The organism is Flagellimonas olearia, assembly GCF_004150225.1.
GTDB classification, from domain to species: Bacteria; Bacteroidota; Bacteroidia; order Flavobacteriales; family Flavobacteriaceae; genus Flagellimonas; species Flagellimonas olearia.
This window is the reverse complement of sequence record NZ_ML142907.1, coordinates 1,135,475-1,152,475: the sequence shown is the minus strand read 5'-3', so window position 1 is coordinate 1,152,475 and position 17,001 is coordinate 1,135,475. Positions and strand designations below refer to the sequence as shown.

The window sequence follows — 17,001 nt, the reverse complement described above, 5'->3', positions numbered from 1 at the left end:
TGGGAGAGTAGGTCGCCGCCTTCCTCAAAGCCCGATACATAACGTATCGGGCTTTTTTGTTCCTGAAAGTTTATAGTTGTTATTATTCGATGGAAAAGGTATGCATCAACTTTTTCGTATCGGCTTCGGGTACTTCGGATATAAGTACATAATTGCCTGGTACTAAATCTGCTTCAAAATAACCTTTATCCCCTGCTGATAAATTGTTCATGCCGCCCAAGAAAGTAAAGCCCTCCGGAGAAGGAGAACGCAATCCTCTTGGATTCATCCAGTTCATCCATAAAAGCAAGGAATCCATGGAAGCGTTGGTTTCATATCGAACCAAGTTTATATCATGTCCTACAAAATGTTCGTAGGCTTTTTGGTCTAAAAAATTGGTCTGGATAATCTGTTTTCCAGCAGATAGACTGTCTTTAAGGATAATACCATTGGTACTTGAGATATCTACGGTAGCCGTAGGAATAGGTTGTGATAACGTTGTGGCTTTGTCCGTTACCATGAACTCCTTTATCATACCATGGGACGTATGCCATTCCCCATTGAACATTTTAACGTAACATTCCATGACATAACGGCCTGGCTCCAGATATACGGTACTTCGGGCAATTTGCTTGGGTGATATAAATCCTGTGCCACCACAGAACTTTATCTGATGAAACCACTCCGGTAGTTTGCCAAAAGCCGCTACGGCATTGTTCATATCCCCTTCCATAATAAGTTTCATGCCTTCATCAAAGGGAGGGAGTACCTCTGCTTTGGTATCCGCAATGGTCTTTCCTTCTGGATACCGGTCAAGTAACATAAAGTGCACTTCGGTAGACCTGTTGTCATATATAAAGGTATTCCAGCCGGACATTAAGGTGTCCGCGGCAATAAACTCCATACTTTGGGTAAGCACATGTACTTCGCCTTTTTCCAAAGGAGATTCCATCAAGACCGTTTTTTCTGGTTCGGAGGTCTCTTTCTTATTTTGATTTTTACAAGCTAAGGCGCTAATTAAAATAATGAGTAATGTAAACGAGATTCTCATGACTGGTATTTTTAAGGTTCTACAAATACCAAGGCAAAAGGCAATGATATGCCCTGAGTGTGGTTGAATTAAGGCAGCAAGGGACTTTACTAAAGATAAGAATGTTTTTTTACTGTTGCTTTTGAGATGTATATCTGGGGGGAATGCATGTGTAATCGATATATATTGGATTATCCTAAAAAAGTAAACTCCCTGAGAAATCAATTCTCAGGGAGTTTCCATAAAAATGGTTTGGTTGGGTATTTACTTGTTATATCAAACCCTAGGCAGGTCGCCTTCTCCTTTTAAAGGAAGATTTGATTGTCCCATTAAATAAGTATCTACGTGGTGTGCTGCCTGTCTGCCTTCGGATATGGCCCAAACAATCAGGGATTGTCCCCTTCTTTGGTCACCGGCCGCAAATACGCCAGGGACGTTGGTTTTATAATTGGCAGGCGAAGCATTGATATTGGTCCGTGGGTCCATTTCAAGACCCAATTGATCGGCAATGGTGGTTTCGGAGCCTGTGAACCCTAAGGCCAAAAGGGCCAGGTCACATTCCCATTCCTTTTCAGTGCCCTCCACTTCTTTTAAAACAGGGCGTTTTCCGGGAGCGGTTTCCCAGACAACTTCTGTGGTTACCAAGCCTTTTAAATTGCCATTGTCATCACCCACAAATCTTTTGGTGGAAATGCTAAAAACACGTTCAGCTCCTTCTTTGTGTGATGTACTGGTTCGCAAACGCATGGGCCAAAAAGGCCAAGGTTGTCCCTCTGGACGGTCTGGCGTGCCCTTTGGCATAATCTCAAAGTTTACTACAGAAGTAGCTCCATGCCGTATGGAAGTTCCGATACAATCCGAACCGGTATCCCCTCCACCAATTACAATCACATTCTTTCCTTTGGCAGAAAGGTCTTCCCCTTTAAACGGGATACCATCAACCTTTCTATTGTTCTGGGGAAGAAAATCCATGGCTTGTACCACCCCTTTCAAATCTGAACCGGGAATAGGAAGATTTCTGCGTACCGTGGCACCTCCACAAAGTACAATGGCATCAAACTCATTCTTGAGTTCTTCTGCGGAAACATCAACACCTACATGTACACCGGTCTTGAATTGGATACCTTCTTTCTCCATGACCTCCAAACGTCTGTCAATGACATTCTTCTCCATTTTAAAATCAGGGATACCATATCGCAATAACCCTCCAACTTTCTCATCGCGTTCAAAAACGGTCACGGTATGCCCGGCGCGGTTCAATTGTTGGGCTGCGGCAAGTCCTGCTGGTCCGGAGCCTATCACGGCAACGGTTTTTTCAGTTCTTTTAAGGGGAGGCTCAGGAGTGATCCATCCATTCTTAAAAGCGGTCTCCACAATATTCTTTTCAATATTTTCTATGGACACAGGGTCTTCGTTGATGCCCAATACGCATGCTTCCTCGCATGGGGCAGGACACAATCTGCCTGTGAATTCCGGAAAATTATTGGTGGAATGCAATATCCTGGTCGCTTTCTCCCATTTTCCTTGATACACGGCATCGTTAAAATCGGGAATCAGGTTTCCAAGGGGACATCCACTGTGACAAAACGGAATACCACAATCCATGCAACGGGCACCTTGGTTTTTAAGTTCGGCCTCTTTTAGAGGGTTCGTAAACTCCTTATAGTTTTTGATGCGTTCTTTGACAGGGGCGTAACCTTCATCCTTTCTGTCAAATTCCATAAATCCTGTAATCTTTCCCATATCTCAAATTATAAGGTTTCCATTTTTTCTTGTTCCAAACGAATGAGTGCTTGTCTGTATTCTTCAGGGAATACTTTGATGAACTTGGGAAGGTTTTCTTCCCACTTCTCCAAAATCCTTTGGGCCAATGGGCTCAAGGTGGCATTGTAGTGGTTTTCAATCAACTCCCTAAGTTGTTTAATATCGTTGTCCTCTTCCACGGGAAGTAGATTTAAATCCTCACCATTGCATTTTCTTTCAAAAGCGCCATCTGCATTGTACACATAGGCAATTCCTCCACTCATCCCTGCACCGAAGTTTCGTCCTACAGATCCCAAGATCACGGCGACACCACCGGTCATATATTCACAGCCATGATCTCCAATACCTTCAACTACTGCCTTGGCTCCGGAGTTTCTAACACAGAACCGTTCCCCGGCCTTTCCGTTGATATACGCCTCCCCGGAAGTGGCACCGTATAGGGTAACGTTTCCAGTGATGATGTTATCTTCCGGTTTTAGAGTAGACTTGTATGGCACTTTTATGATCAATTTGGCACCAGAGAGACCCTTGCCCAAATAATCGTTGGTATTTCCATTTACGACCATGGTCAATCCTTTGGTGGCAAACGCTCCAAAACTTTGTCCGGCAGAACCGGTAAAGTTCAGTTTTAACGTATTGTCAGGTAGGCCATCCGCTCCATAAATCTTGGAGATTTCATTACTGATGATTGCACCCACGGCCCTATCGGTATTGTAGATAGGGAAGTCCAATGAAGTTTTTTCCTTTCTGAACAAAGCAGGGTGTGCTTGTGCGATGATATCAAACTCTATGGACTTGTCAATATCGTGGTGTTGTTTTTCGGTATTGTATAGTTTGGTCCCTTCCGGTACATCTATTTGGTACAGGATAGGACTCAAATCAATTCCTGCGGCCTTATAATGGTCAATGGCCTTGTTTCTATCCAACTTTTGTACTTGTCCAACCATTTCATTAACGGTTCGGAAGCCAAGCTTGGCCATGATTTCCCTGAGTTCCTGTGCCACGAAGTACATATAGTTGACCACATGTTCTGGCTTACCTTGGAACTTTTTGCGCAATTCCGGATTTTGGGTTGCGATTCCCACAGGACAGGTGTTCAAATGGCAAACACGCATCATAACACAACCTGATGCCACCAAAGGTGCTGTGGCGAATCCGAATTCCTCTGCTCCCAAAAGACAGGCAATGGCCACGTCCCTCCCTGTTTTCAATTGTCCGTCACACTCCAGAACCACCCGGTTTCTCAAATCATTGAGTACCAAGGTTTGCTGTGCTTCGGCAATACCCAACTCCCAAGGAAGTCCGGCATGCTTCAAAGAGGTTAGGGGAGAAGCTCCCGTACCCCCATCAAAACCCGAAACAAGGATTACATCGGCCTTTGCTTTGGAAACCCCAGCGGCTACCGTGCCCACACCTACTTCTGAAACCAGTTTTACGTTGACTCTCGCATCTCGGTTGGCCGATTTCAGGTCATAAATCAATTGCGACAAATCCTCAATGGAATAAATGTCGTGGTGGGGTGGTGGCGAAATCAATCCCACATAAGGAGTTGAATTTCTTGTTTTGGCAATGGCGGGGTTCACTTTTGGGCCGGGGAGTTGTCCTCCTTCACCTGGCTTGGCACCCTGCGCCATTTTAATTTGGATTTCCTGCGCACTGGTCAGGTAGTTGGAAGTTACGCCAAACCTACCCGAAGCCACCTGCTTGATGGCACTGTTTTTCCAATCGCCGGTTTGATTTTTATAAAAACGAGCCGAATCCTCTCCACCTTCACCTGAATTACTCTTACCACCAATACGGTTCATGGCAATCGCAAGATTTTCATGGGCCTCCTTGCTGATACTTCCGTAGGACATGGCCCCAGTCTTGAACCGCTTTACGATCTCGGTCCAAGGCTCAACTTCTTCAATTGGAATGGGGTCATAGTTTGAAAATTCAAACAGTCCACGGATGGTCATTAGGTTTTTGGATTGCTCATTGACCAATTGGGAGTACTCTTTATAAGTATCCGGCTCGTTATTGCGTACCGACTTTTGAAGTTTGGCAATCGTCAATGGATTGAACATGTGCTTTTCGCCATTTCTTCTCCAGCGGTACTCACCACCAATCTCAATATCCAGATTGGCCGCTAATTCCTGTGTCCTGAATGCCTTTTTGTGGCGTTTGGCTATTTCCTTCTCTATTTCGTACAAGCCAATTCCCTGAATACGTGTTGGCGTATTGGGGAAGTATTTGTCCACAACCTTGGTATTGATACCAATGCATTCGAATAGCTGGGATCCCCTGTACGAGTTCAAGGTGGAAATCCCAATTTTGTTCATCACCTTCAAGATGCCCTTGCCGATGGCTTTGTTGTAATTTTTTATGGCTTCATCAAAGGTGTATTCTGTAATGTTGTTCTCTTTCATCTGTTCCCCAATGATCTCGTTGACCAAATAGGGGTTGATGGCACTTGCGCCAAAACCGAAAAGGAGTGCAAAATGGTGTACTTCCCTTGGTTCTGCAGATTCCACGATAATGCTCAGTTTGGAGCGACGGCCCATTTTCTGAAGACCACTGTTTACATAGGAACAGGCCAATAACGCAGGAATGGCAGCCATTTCAGCGCTTACCATTCTATCGGAAAGGATGATGATATTGGCACCCTCGTCAATGGCGTTAAAAGCTTGTTGCAAGATGGAATCCAAGGCTTCCTCCAATCCGTTATGGCCTTTGGCCACTTCATATAATGCGGAAATGGACACCACTTTGTAATCAGGGCTGGAATCGTAATTTTTGATTTTATCCAAATCCTCTTTGGAAATCACCGGGTTTTGGATCTTCAATTTTCTGCAGTGCAGCTCATTGATGTTGAAAATATTTTGGTCACTCCCCAAGGTTAGACTGATATCGGTGATCAGTTCTTCGCGAATCCCATCCAAAGGTGGGTTGGTAACCTGGGCGAACAACTGCTTAAAATAGTTGTAGATCAATTGGGGGCGTTCAGACAGAACGGCAATAGGCGTATCCGACCCCATGGAACCGATGGGTTCCTTGCCATTTTCAGCCATGGGCATGATAATGGTGTTGATGTCTTCCAAGGTATATCCAAAGGCCGTTCTTCGGGTTTCCAAAGGAAATTCCCCGAAGAAAACAGGACAGTCGTTATAAGGAATGTCCTTTAAGTGTACCAAATTATTGTCCAACCATTTTTTGTAAGGATGTTTTTTGGCGATGGATTCCTTGATTTCCTCATCATTGATGATACGTCCTTCCTCCATGTTCACCAAGAACATTTTTCCGGGTTCCAATCGTCCGTGGAATTCAATATCCTCGGGTTCCAATCCCACTACCCCGGTTTCCGAGGACATGATCACGTAGCCTTGTTTGGTTACGGAATATCTTGATGGACGAAGTCCGTTCCTGTCCAATACGGCGCCAATATAGTTTCCGTCGGTAAAAGGAATGGAGGCGGGACCGTCCCAAGGCTCCATCAAACAGGAATTGTACTCGTAGAATGCTCTTTTGGATTCTGACATTTCCGCGTTCTTTTCCCAGGCTTCGGGTACGAGCATCATCATCACCTCAGGAAGGGAACGGCCTGTCATCAACAGAAGTTCCACGACCATGTCCATGCTTGCCGAATCTGATTTTCCGGGCAATACAATGGGCAATATTGTTTTGATATCCTCTCCAAACCAATCACTTTCCATTAATTCTTCACGGGAACGCATGCGGGAAACGTTTCCGCGCAAGGTGTTTATTTCCCCGTTATGGCACATGTATCGGAATGGCTGGGCCAAATCCCAAGTGGGGAAGGTGTTGGTTGAAAATCGTTGGTGGACCAAGGACAGTCTGGTAACCACTCTTGGGTCCAATAGGTCTTCGTAGTATCTGCTGATATCCTTAGGAACCAATAATCCCTTGAAAATGATGATCTTGGTGGAAAGACTGGGTAGATAAAAGAACTGGCTTTGGGACAATTTGCTTTTAATGACCGCATGCTCGGTGACCTTACGGGCAATAAAGAGTTTCAAATTAAACTGGAAATCATCCAGATCATCTCCTTTATCGATAAAAACCTGTTTCACAAAAGGCTCGGTTTCCGAAGCAATACGTCCGGGTACGGAACGATTCACAGGGACATCACGCCAGCCCAATAACTTTAACCCTTGTTTTTCAATATTCTCCTCAAGAACGGAAATGCAGAAATCCCTCTGGTTTTCCTTCTGGGGGAGAAACACATTGCCTACGGCATAGGCTCCCGCTTCCGGCAAGGGAAATTTGCACACTTCTACAAAAAAGTCATGTGGAATATCAATCAGAATCCCAGCGCCATCACCAGTTTTGCCATCGGCACTTACGGCTCCCCGGTGTTCCAGTTTGTCCAGAATCTCTAGGGCTTTGTGGATTATATCGTTGGATTTTCTTCCTTTAAGGCTACAGATAAAACCTGCGCCACAGTTATCATGTTCAAACTCGGGTAAATATAAACCTTGTCTCTCCAATTTCATCATTACGGAATTTCCTCAAAAATATCAAATATGATGAATAAATAATAGGGTTTCGAGACAATGTCGGCTAAAAAACCAACGTTACGGTTCAAAGGTTAAAAAAAATTCAATTTTGGAATTTAGGCAATGTTAAATTATGATAATCATAATATCAATTTTCTGAAAAGGGGATACCTATAAATAATAAGGGTAAACTCTTTTTTATATGTAAAAACCTGTGTTCGACTATACGTAAATAGAGGTGGTTGTAGATATTTTACAATATTTTATCGAGCACCCCCTATTTTTTAGGGGGTATCCGGCGAAATCATATTTTTAGTCTTTAAGGATGCTTCGGGAAATGACGATTTTTTGAATTTCGGAGGTGCCTTCGTAAATCTGGGTGATTTTAGCATCACGCATAAAACGCTCCACATGATATTCTTTTACAAAGCCATTTCCGCCATGAATTTGGACGGCCTCAATGGCTGTTTCCATAGCCACTTCGGAGGCATATAATTTGGCCATGGCTCCAGAAAGGGTGTAGTCCTTTCCGGTATCCTTGTCGAAGGCGGCTTGGTAGACCAGATTTCGGGCCGCTTGGATTTTGGTGTGCATATCCGCGAGCTTAAAGGCAATGGCCTGATGGTTGGAGATTTCTGTTCCAAATGCTTTGCGTTCTTTGGAGTATTTCAAGGCCAGTTCGTAAGCGCCGGCAGCAATTCCCAAGGCTTGGGCCGCTATTCCAATTCGCCCGCCCGCCAAGGTTTTCATGGCAAATTTGAATCCAAAACCGTCTTCGCCGATACGATTTTCCTTGGGTACTTTTACATCGTTGAAGAGTAGGGAATGGGTGTCGCTGCCCCTTATGCCAAGCTTGTTTTCCTTTGGACCTATTTCAAAACCTTTCATGTCTTTTTCAACAATAAGGGCATTGATTCCCTTGTGGCCTTTTTCCACATGGGTCTGGGCGATAACGAGATATACTTCTGCGGAACCTCCGTTGGTGATCCAATTTTTTGTACCATTGAGGAGGTAATGGTCGTCTTTGTCAATGGCCGTGGTTTTTTGCGAAGTGGCATCGCTTCCAGCCTCTGGTTCGGAAAGACAAAAGGCACCGATGATTTCTCCTGAAGCCAGTCGTGTAAGGTATTTTTGCTTTTGGGCTTCCGTCCCAAAGTTTTCCAGTCCCCAACACACCAAGGAATTGTTGACCGAAACCATTACGGAGGCAGAGGCATCGACCTTGGAAAGTTCCTCCATGGCGAGAACATAGGACAGGGTGTCCAATCCGCTACCGCCGTATTGTTCGTTGACCATCATGCCCAAAAAGCCCAATTCTCCCATTTTTCTGCATAATTCAGAGGGAAATTTCTGGGTTTCATCACGTTCGATCACGCCCGGTAAGAGTTCGTTTTGCGCAAAATCCTTTGCGGCTTGTTGAATCATCAATTGTTCTTCGGAAAGTGTAAAGTCCATAAAAATGATAAATAGTCAAAAAGAGTATGTAAATATAGCTTTATGCTGGAAGATTTTCATGAAAAATAGATGTAAAATGAGAAAGATATAAGGTTTTATGCTTTTTTTAGGGAATGGTTTTTACTGATTTCACAATAATTTATTGGAAGAAGATTATGCCAAAAAAGTCATTTTGAATATCTTTAGCGCAGTTGAGAACTACTTCAAAAAATAAATACCTTAATTAAACCAAACTTTATATGGAGACCCTTTTAGTAGTCATTTTTGTCGTTGGATATTTGGCCATTACCCTTGAGCATAATTTAAAGATAGATAAACTTATTCCCGCATTGGCAATGATGGCCATTATGTGGGCGCTCATGACCTTTGGCCTGGACGGTTTTACCACCTGGTTTGATTCCGGGGAACATGCTTTGTTGGAAAACTTTGCCGCGTTTGGGCATGAAGAGAAACTGCATCTTTTGGAAGAAACCCTATTGCATCACTTAGGTAAGACCTCGGAAATTTTGGTCTTTCTATTGGGAGCAATGACCATTGTGGAAATCATTGATTATTTCGATGGGTTTGCCACGATTAAAACCTTCATCAAAACTAGGAGCAAAAAGAAGATCCTTTGGATTTTCTCTTTCTTGGCCTTTATTCTTTCTGCAATCATTGATAACCTTACCGCAACAATCGTATTGATATCCATCCTTCAGAAAATCATCAAGGATAGGGAAACAAGATTGTGGTTTGCTGGTTTAATTGTTATTGCGGCCAACGCTGGTGGGGCTTGGTCTCCTATTGGGGACGTTACCACCACCATGTTGTGGATCGGAAATAAAGTTACCACGGCACTTTTGATAGAACATTTGTTGGTGCCTTCCTTGGTTTGTATGGTCATTCCATCGCTGATCGCCTCGTTCCTTCCTGTGTTCAAAGGTGAGATCGATGTTGAGGATGAAGAACCTTCCAAGTCCAAGTTTGGAGCCACTATGCTGTATTTGGGATTGGGAGCGATAATTTTTGTACCCATTTTTAAGACCATTACCCATTTGCCTCCTTATGTGGGGATGATGTTATCCTTGGCTATAGTGGCTACGTTTGCTGAAATCTACAGTAGTTCCAAGTTTTCCATTTCAAACGTGGATGGGGAAAGTGATGCGGCATCGCACCATAGTCCGGTGCACAGTGCCCTTACCAAGATCGAATTGCCCAGTATCCTGTTTTTCTTGGGAATCTTGATGGCCGTTGCGGCATTGGAGTCTTTGGGGATGTTGTTCAACTTCGCCGAAGGTTTGAAGCAGGGAATGCCTTTGATGGGTACTGAAATGGCAGGAACCAAAGTTTCTGATTTGGTGATACTTTTGTTGGGTATCGGTTCTGCTGTTATAGATAACGTGCCCTTGGTGGCAGCTAGTTTAGGAATGTTCTCTGAGCCAACCAACGATCAGTTGTGGCACTTCATTGCCTATTCCGCAGGAACCGGAGGAAGTATGCTTATCATAGGTTCTGCGGCTGGTGTTGTGGCCATGGGAATGGAGAAAATAGACTTCTTTTGGTATTTGAAAAAGATTTCGTGGTTGGCGCTCCTTGGATTTATAGGAGGGGCCATATGCTACATGTTGATGCGAAATTTGTTCTAGAAAAATACTTTAGCTCGAAAATCTCCGTTATTATTGCAACTTAAATTGGGGATTTTATATGATTATTTTTCAAGATTTAGCGGAAGGGGCTGAAGCGACTGCTTCAATTTCGGAAGAAAAGACCCTTTCCGTCATCGATTTGATTGTTAACGGAGGTACAGGGAGCATTGTTATCATCATAGTGCTGTTCATACTTCTATTTGTCGCACTTTACATCTATTTTGAACGGATTTTTGCCATAAAGGCGGCGTCCAAAATCGATAAGAACTTTATGAACCAGATTCGTGACCATATCATGAATGGGAAAGTGGATGCGGCCAAACTTCTATGTGCACAGACAGATTCCCCTGTGGCCCGGTTGACGGAAAAAGGGGTTTCCAGGATTGGAAAACCTTTGGATGACATCAATACGGCCATTGAGAACGCTGGTACCCTTGAGGTGTACAAGCTGGAAAAGAACGTGAGTGTTTTGGCCACTGTGGCCGGTGCTGCACCAATGATCGGGTTTTTGGGAACCGTGATCGGTATGATTTTGGCTTTCCATGAAATGGCAAGCAGTGGTGGACAGGCCGAGATGGGCTCGCTGGCATCGGGAATTTATACCGCCATGACCACAACGGTGGCAGGATTGGTAGTGGGTATCATAGCCTATATCGGATACAATCACCTTGTGAACCGTACGGATAAAGTAGTACACCAAATGGAAGCTACTGCCGTTGAGTTTTTGGATTTGTTGAACGAACCCATTTAAGATTTCAATATGAAACTGAAGGGGAGAAACAAAATAAGCCCGGAGTTTAGCATGTCATCCATGACGGACATTGTGTTCTTGTTATTGGTGTTCTTCATGCTAACATCCAATGCACCCAACGCCCTGGATTTGCTTTTGCCAAAGGCAAAGGGGAAATCCACCAATACACAAAATGTCTCGGTGACCATCAATAAGAATCTGGAGTATTTTGTGAACAACGAGAGAATCAACAAAGAATACATTGAAATTGAACTAAAAAAAGCACTTGAAGGTCAAGAAAAGCCGACAATCATCTTAAGGGCAGAGGAAAGCGTTGCCATCAAGGAGGCGGTCAACGTTATGGATGTTGCCAATAGGAACAGCTATAAGGTTATCTTGGCGGTGCGGCCAAAATAATGCCGTTTTTAGATACGAGACACAAGAAAAAATCCTTTACGCTCACTACTCTCATTTTGAGCGTATTTCTACTATTGCTTTTTTACATAGGTCTTACCTATATGGATCCACCCATTGAAAATGGAATTGCCGTGAATTTTGGCACCATGGATTTTGGGAGCGGGCAAGTACAGCCAATGGAAAGGGTTCGCTCAGAACCCAGAAACGTGGAACAACCACCAGCAGAGCCCGTGCAACAGCAACAACAACCCCAAGAGCAGGAAGTACAGGAAGAGCCTGTCGAGAAAGTGCTCACCAGCGAAACTGAGGAAACCATTCGGATTAGGCAGCAGCAAGAAGCCAAGCGAAAAGCAGATGAAGCCGCCAAAAAGGCACAAGCCGAAGCGGAACGGATAGAAAGGGAGAAAAGGGAGGCTGAGGAACAGAAAAGGCAAGAGCAGGAAGCCAAGAAAAAAAGCTTGGATGCTTTGATAGGTGGTATTGGTAAATCCGATGGTACTGCCACTGGAAGTGAAGGGGATGATAATAAGACAGGGGACAAGGGACAACCTGATGGCGATCCCTATGCCAATAGCTATTACGGTGACCCCGGAAGCGGTAGTGGGGGTAGTGGATATGGTCTAAATGGTAGGAGGCTTTTAAGCAGCAATAAATTTCAACAAGATTGTAATGAATCTGGCAAAGTTGTAGTTAGAATTTTTGTTGATCGAAGTGGAAGGGTGGTTAAAGCTGAACCTGGAATAAAAGGTACTGAGAATACAGCTCCTTGTCTATTGGAAGCTGCACGGAAAACAGCTCTAACCTACAAATGGAACACCGAAAGCAAGGCTAAGCCTGAACAAATCGGATTTGTGGTGGTCAACTTTAAACTGGGACAATAGTGACCTACAAGGAAACGCTGGATTGGATGTTTTCCCAACTTCCCATGTACCAGCAGAAGGGAATTTCGGCCCTTAACGCCAAAATGGATAACATCATCCATTTTTCGGACTTTTTGGGAAACCCTGAGAAAAAATTCAAGAGTATCCATGTGGCCGGAACCAATGGAAAAGGCTCCAGTAGCCATATGTTGGCTTCAATATTGCAGGAAGCCGGTTATAAGGTGGGTCTATATACTTCCCCTCATTTAAAGGATTTTAGGGAGCGCATTAAGATCAATGGCCAAGTGGTCGGCAAGAAATTTGTCAAGGATTTTGTGCGAGACCATAAAGCCTATATGGAAGGACATGAGCTGTCGTTTTTTGAAATGACCGTCGGGATGGCCTTTACCTATTTCGCCGATGAGAAGGTTGATATTGCCATCATTGAGGTCGGTTTGGGAGGTCGACTGGATTCCACCAATATCATTGTTCCGGAAGTGTCTTTAATCACCAATATTGGATTGGACCATACCCATATTTTGGGGGATACCTTGGAGAAAATCGCTTTGGAAAAGGCGGGAATCATTAAAAGAGGGGTTCCTGTGATTATCAGTGAGAGGCAACCTGAAACCGAGACCATATTTACCTTGATAGCGCATCAATTGGGTTCGGGCATCGCTTTTGCAGATGATATGGATATTCCAGACTATGGAACCGATTTGCTTGGAGATTATCAGAAACGAAACTTGAGAGGAGTGGTCGGTACCATTAGATCTTTGATAGGCTTTGAAGTATCCGAAAAAAATATAGTAGAAGGACTGAAGAACATTGTCAAGAACACCGGACTTATGGGGAGGTGGCAAATTTTGAAGGAAAAGCCATTGGTGGTTTGCGATACCGCACACAACAAAGAAGGTCTGCAATTGGTGGTTAGGCAAATGGCGAGACAGAAATACGACAAATTGCACTTGGTCCTTGGCTTTGTGAATGATAAGGATGTAAAAGGGGTGCTGTCCCTATTTCCCAAGGAGGCCACTTTCTATTTTGTGAAACCCAATATACCTAGGGGAATGGGAGTTGAACAATTAAAGGAAATTGCCGGCGAACAAGGTATTTTTGGAAATACGTATGGCACGGTAAAAAAAGGTCTTAAAGCTGCAAAATCAAGTGCTAAACCGGATGATTTGATCTTTATTGGCGGCAGCACTTTTGTGGTTGCTGAAGTAGTGTAATTTTTTTTCTGATTATTCTTGTTTGTATAAAAAAAATGGTGCTATATTTGCACTCCCAATTAGGGAAATAAGTGGGGCTCTTAGCTCAGTTGGTTCAGAGCACCTGCCTTACAAGCAGGGGGTCACTGGTTCGAATCCAGTAGGGCCCACATCAAAACAAAAAGGTTGTATCTTTTAAGATACAACCTTTTTTATTTGTGGTCGGTCGGTATGGGAAACACCGTTGCATATTTCCATGCCCCAAGGTTTTAGGGATTGTTCTGAACCTTTCTTTTTTTATAGATCCATTCCACCAAAAGGCAAAATAGAATAATGGCCATGCTAACCAATACTCCTGTTAGGTTGGATTGCAATTGCTGGTGAATAAGAATGCCCAAGGCCACAAGGCAAAGCACAAAGCCTGATATGGGGATTACTTTGTTGGCCTGCAATTCATGGGACAGTTTAAAGCATACAAAATTCACAATACCGAAAATGAGGATGAACCCTACACTCCCGGCAGTGGAGATACTTTCAAGTTGAAGAATATTTACTAGAATCAATGTGGTCACTGCGGTAATCAACAGACCAATGGGCTGTCCCCAGAGTTTGGACAAAAAGTGATGGGGCAATTCATCATCTTCCGCAATCTCATAATTCACCTTGCTGCCTCCGTACAGTGAGGCGTTTATTGCTGAAAACGTGGAAATTAGGGCCGCAATGGTGATTACGGTGAATCCAAGCTGTCCCAGCATGGGTTTGGCCGCTTCCGCCAATACATAGTCTTCTGCCTTTGCGATTTGTTCAAATGGAAGTGATCCAACGGTGACCACGGCTATCACAATATAAAGCAGTATCACAAAAATTACAGAGAAGTAATAGGCCCTTGGGATGTTCTTTTCAGGGTTTTCTATGTCCGGGGCGGCATTCGCAATCAATTCAAACCCCTCATACGCCACAAAAATGACCATTCCGCCTGCGAACAATTTTATAGGGGTTTCCCAGTTTTCCAAAGCCAATTGATCTAGATTGGGGTTTCCCATAAGCCCGTAGGCCCCAATACCGATGAATCCAAGAAGAATGATGAGTTTAATGATCACGGCATATGATTCAATCTTGCCCACCACTGCAATACTATAATAGTTGATGCCCGTGGCCAATAGGATAATAGCACTTGCATAAATATGGAAATCCACAGTTTTGTTTGCGGTGATTTCCCATAGATTGGGTGCGTAGGAGCCAAAGGCAGAGGCGTACAAAGAGAGCATTACAATATAACTTACCCATAATAAATTGTTTATGGCCCCACTAAAGATGGTTTTCCCGAACCCTTGGTTGATAAATTTTACGGTTCCGCCACGATCGGGATATTTTTTGGAGAGCTTCACGTAGCTGTATGAAGTAAGGAGGGCTAGAATCCCGGCAAACAAAAACGCTACTGGGGTGCCGCCTTTGGCCAAGGAAGCGGCCAAGCCCAATACGGCAAATATGCCACCACCTACCATTCCGCCAATTCCTATGGAAATGGCATCTTTGAGACTTATTTTAGAGGTATCTTTCATTTTCTGGGGTTAATCCGTCTTTATTGGAATCTGTACGTTGAACGATGAGCCATCCTGTCTTGGTCCCACGTTTATAAGGGAACAGGCACCGTACAGGACCAACGGGTTCCCCATATCATCCAGTAGGAGCTGTGGTCGCTCCAAGTGATGTACCTTAATGGTGTCAGAATTCTTTAAGATGACTTCCTTGGCCATGAAAAAGGACGACTCTGGTTTGGTCCAATCCATACCATCCAAGGATTCAAGTACGGCCAATCCAGGTTCTTTGCCTGTAATGTTTCCGGTGAAGTCCTTAAAGACGGCATAAAACCTTTTATGTTTTTGGTGATACCAGACGTAGGGGTCCTCCGCAGAGCTTATTTTGCCATTTTTATCCTTAATGTCAAAAACAAAATCATCGGAAGGGACAAAGGGACCCATTGGGGAGTCCGAAATCGCAACACCATGGACCCCTTTCCAGCGAGGTTCATAGAGATTTCCTTTGAAAAACAACAGGAATTTTCCATCTGAAGGTCGTTGGACCACGGCTGGATTGACAACAATAATATTATCGGGCTTGGCTTGGGTACCTTCTGGGGAAGGGTCTACAACGTCACTGCTTTTTACCCGGGTTCTCGGTGACAATAGGGGTTGGTCCGGTCTTTCAAAGTTGCCCGACATCAGGTCTTGAAAATCATTAAATGCAATGACCCCGATTTTTTGGGATTGCTGTACCCTATTTCTCTTGTTTACATTTTCTCCTTTTGAACCTGGTGGCTGTGGACCTGGATCTTTAGAGCCGATATAATACAGGTAATAGGTTCCATTGAATCTTTTTAGGTGCGGATTGTGTACCATTTGAGCGTCCCAGGCCAATGAGTCGCCTTCAAGGGCCCTTCCGCGCAACACGATTTTTTGGAATTTAAAATCTCTATCGGGATGGTCAGAAACCGCATAGGCAATTTTGGAATGGAGCACCCATGAATCCCCGAATTTAGGAACGGAATCCCCAGCTTCCCATGTACTGTAGAGCATATGGTATTTTCCATCGTCTCCTTTGAGGGCACTTCCACCCCATACAAATCTATCTGGATCGTTCAATACGGATGGCCCTTCAAGAATATCACCCTGTATAGTGGCGTCAATGGGCAAGGGGTGAATGGTAAGTGTAGGGGATTTGTCCTCATGGCAGCTCCATAGAAACACACTTGCCATTAAGAGCAGTAATATGTTGGTAGTAGGGGTTGTCTTTTTATTCATGTGGTTTTTCGTTGGTTGGCTTTTTGAGGTGGATTTTATTCCTTTTCTTGTATTGATTTGAGGGTGTATTTGTCGTAGGCCATTACATCAAATATTTTGGATTGCCCTGTGTTCAGCCATTTTTTGTAAATGAGCTTCCCGTTCATGTACACATACAACTCATTGTCTTTTGTTTCTTCTGTATAAACCATAATATCTGTTTATCCGTCCCAAACCGAAAAGTCGGAGACTCTGTTGTTATCATCAAAGAGAATGGTAAGTCTGCCCGTGCTGATTCCCCGTTTTGAAGCTCCCAAATAATAATCAAACTTCTTTTTTGTCTTGGATTCGGGTTCACCCAATAACTCAAGGACTTCAGTTTTTGTCATTCCTTTTAACGGGTGTTTCTCTCGCAGACTGTTCATCATATTCCAGCGTAAGGAAGGTTCAGATTCAGACTCCACCCAATTTTTCCATCTATCCGGTTCGAAGGATTCCTGGACTACGTTTCCCCGCAGTACCAGTCCAATCAAGATGGTCGCTCCGAAAATCAATAGGCCATATGTAAAAATCTTTTTCACTATATATCGCTTGGCGTTTCGCATTTGTTCGCGGGCAAATACTTCGGTCACCAACAAGATAGTAATCTTTTGG

The 17,001-nt window shown here is 43.9% G+C and carries 13 protein-coding genes and 1 tRNA gene; 6 read left to right on the top strand and 8 right to left on the bottom strand.

All coding sequences use genetic code 11. From position 1 onward, the window contains the following. Nucleotides 1-82 precede the first annotated feature (82 nt). The 4 genes from DN53_RS05310 to DN53_RS05295 all read right to left on the bottom strand — a co-directional run bounded on the left by DN53_RS05310 (nt 83) and on the right by DN53_RS05295 (nt 8,724). Complete coding sequence (locus DN53_RS05310; protein ID WP_129653316.1) at nt 83-931, bottom strand: hypothetical protein; 849 nt, start codon at nt 929-931, stop codon at nt 83-85. Between the two features lie 354 nt (nt 932-1,285). Next, nucleotides 1,286-2,752, bottom strand: a complete 1,467-nt coding sequence (locus DN53_RS05305) for a glutamate synthase subunit beta (RefSeq protein WP_129653315.1) — start codon at nt 2,750-2,752, stop codon at nt 1,286-1,288. Nucleotides 2,753-2,760: 8 nt separating this feature from the next. Continuing rightward, a complete protein-coding gene (gltB, locus tag DN53_RS05300) occupies nt 2,761-7,266 on the bottom strand; it encodes a glutamate synthase large subunit (RefSeq protein ID WP_129653314.1) in 4,506 nt (1,501 codons plus the stop codon). Between the two features lie 315 nt (nt 7,267-7,581). Further along, nucleotides 7,582-8,724, bottom strand: coding sequence for an acyl-CoA dehydrogenase (locus DN53_RS05295; RefSeq protein ID WP_129653313.1), 1,143 nt, complete (start codon nt 8,722-8,724; stop codon nt 7,582-7,584). A 239-nt stretch (nt 8,725-8,963) separates the two neighbouring features. On the opposite strand from DN53_RS05295, the gene nhaD reads away from it, so the two are divergent. The 6 genes from nhaD (at nt 8,964) to DN53_RS05265 (ending at nt 13,737) form a co-directional block, all read left to right on the top strand. Beyond that, nucleotides 8,964-10,349 carry a sodium:proton antiporter NhaD gene (gene nhaD / locus DN53_RS05290; protein WP_129653312.1) on the top strand — a complete coding sequence of 462 codons (1,386 nt, stop codon included), beginning with the start codon at nt 8,964-8,966 and terminating at the stop codon, nt 10,347-10,349. Nucleotides 10,350-10,407: 58 nt separating this feature from the next. Beyond that, nucleotides 10,408-11,100 carry a MotA/TolQ/ExbB proton channel family protein gene (locus DN53_RS05285; RefSeq protein WP_129653311.1) on the top strand — a complete coding sequence of 231 codons (693 nt, stop codon included), beginning with the start codon at nt 10,408-10,410 and terminating at the stop codon, nt 11,098-11,100. Nucleotides 11,101-11,109: 9 nt separating this feature from the next. Next, the gene (locus tag DN53_RS05280; protein WP_116218663.1) at nt 11,110-11,496 is read left to right on the top strand and encodes an ExbD/TolR family protein; all 387 of its coding nucleotides are present in this window, start codon (nt 11,110-11,112) and stop codon (nt 11,494-11,496) included. Then, nucleotides 11,496-12,377 carry an energy transducer TonB gene (locus DN53_RS05275; RefSeq protein ID WP_129653310.1) on the top strand — a complete coding sequence of 294 codons (882 nt, stop codon included), beginning with the start codon at nt 11,496-11,498 and terminating at the stop codon, nt 12,375-12,377. Before DN53_RS05280 ends, DN53_RS05275 begins: the two co-directional genes overlap by 1 nt. Beyond that, the gene (locus tag DN53_RS05270) at nt 12,377-13,588 is read left to right on the top strand and encodes a bifunctional folylpolyglutamate synthase/dihydrofolate synthase (RefSeq protein ID WP_129653309.1); all 1,212 of its coding nucleotides are present in this window, start codon (nt 12,377-12,379) and stop codon (nt 13,586-13,588) included. Before DN53_RS05275 ends, DN53_RS05270 begins: the two co-directional genes overlap by 1 nt. Before the next feature lie 74 nt (nt 13,589-13,662). Continuing rightward, a tRNA-Val gene (locus DN53_RS05265) sits at nt 13,663-13,737 on the top strand. A gap of 99 nt (nt 13,738-13,836) precedes the next feature. Here the strand turns inward: DN53_RS05265 and DN53_RS05260 are convergent. Genes DN53_RS05260 through DN53_RS05250 form a run of 4 tightly spaced genes read right to left on the bottom strand, consistent with a single transcriptional unit; the run spans nt 13,837 to nt 16,928 of the window. Next, on the bottom strand, nt 13,837-15,129 hold the full coding sequence (locus DN53_RS05260) for an APC family permease (RefSeq protein WP_129653308.1): 1,293 nt from the start codon (nt 15,127-15,129) through the stop codon (nt 13,837-13,839). 9 nt (nt 15,130-15,138) lie between these two features. After that, on the bottom strand, nt 15,139-16,368 hold the full coding sequence (locus DN53_RS05255) for a glycoside hydrolase family protein (protein WP_129653307.1): 1,230 nt from the start codon (nt 16,366-16,368) through the stop codon (nt 15,139-15,141). A gap of 35 nt (nt 16,369-16,403) precedes the next feature. After that, the gene (locus tag DN53_RS17885; RefSeq protein WP_165357280.1) at nt 16,404-16,559 is read right to left on the bottom strand and encodes a hypothetical protein; all 156 of its coding nucleotides are present in this window, start codon (nt 16,557-16,559) and stop codon (nt 16,404-16,406) included. A gap of 9 nt (nt 16,560-16,568) precedes the next feature. Continuing rightward, nucleotides 16,569-16,928 (bottom strand): outer membrane protein assembly factor BamE, encoded by a 360-nt coding sequence (locus DN53_RS05250; protein ID WP_242502066.1) that lies wholly within the window; start codon nt 16,926-16,928, stop codon nt 16,569-16,571. Nucleotides 16,929-17,001 lie beyond the last annotated feature (73 nt).

Coding starts and splice junctions, on each gene's coding strand:
- DN53_RS05310 (WP_129653316.1), bottom strand. CDS start 931: ATGGAATCTCCTTTGGAAAAAGGCGAAGTACATGTGCTTACCCAAAGT.
- DN53_RS05305 (WP_129653315.1), bottom strand. CDS start 2,752: ATGGGAAAGATTACAGGATTTATGGAATTTGACAGAAAGGATGAAGGT.
- gltB (WP_129653314.1), bottom strand. CDS start 7,266: ATGAAATTGGAGAGACAAGGTTTATATTTACCCGAGTTTGAACATGAT.
- DN53_RS05295 (WP_129653313.1), bottom strand. CDS start 8,724: ATGGACTTTACACTTTCCGAAGAACAATTGATGATTCAACAAGCCGCA.
- nhaD (WP_129653312.1), top strand. CDS start 8,964: ATGGAGACCCTTTTAGTAGTCATTTTTGTCGTTGGATATTTGGCCATT.
- DN53_RS05285 (WP_129653311.1), top strand. CDS start 10,408: ATGATTATTTTTCAAGATTTAGCGGAAGGGGCTGAAGCGACTGCTTCA.
- DN53_RS05280 (WP_116218663.1), top strand. CDS start 11,110: ATGAAACTGAAGGGGAGAAACAAAATAAGCCCGGAGTTTAGCATGTCA.
- DN53_RS05275 (WP_129653310.1), top strand. CDS start 11,496: ATGCCGTTTTTAGATACGAGACACAAGAAAAAATCCTTTACGCTCACT.
- DN53_RS05260 (WP_129653308.1), bottom strand. CDS start 15,129: ATGAAAGATACCTCTAAAATAAGTCTCAAAGATGCCATTTCCATAGGA.
- DN53_RS05255 (WP_129653307.1), bottom strand. CDS start 16,368: ATGAATAAAAAGACAACCCCTACTACCAACATATTACTGCTCTTAATG.
- DN53_RS17885 (WP_165357280.1), bottom strand. CDS start 16,559: ATGGTTTATACAGAAGAAACAAAAGACAATGAGTTGTATGTGTACATG.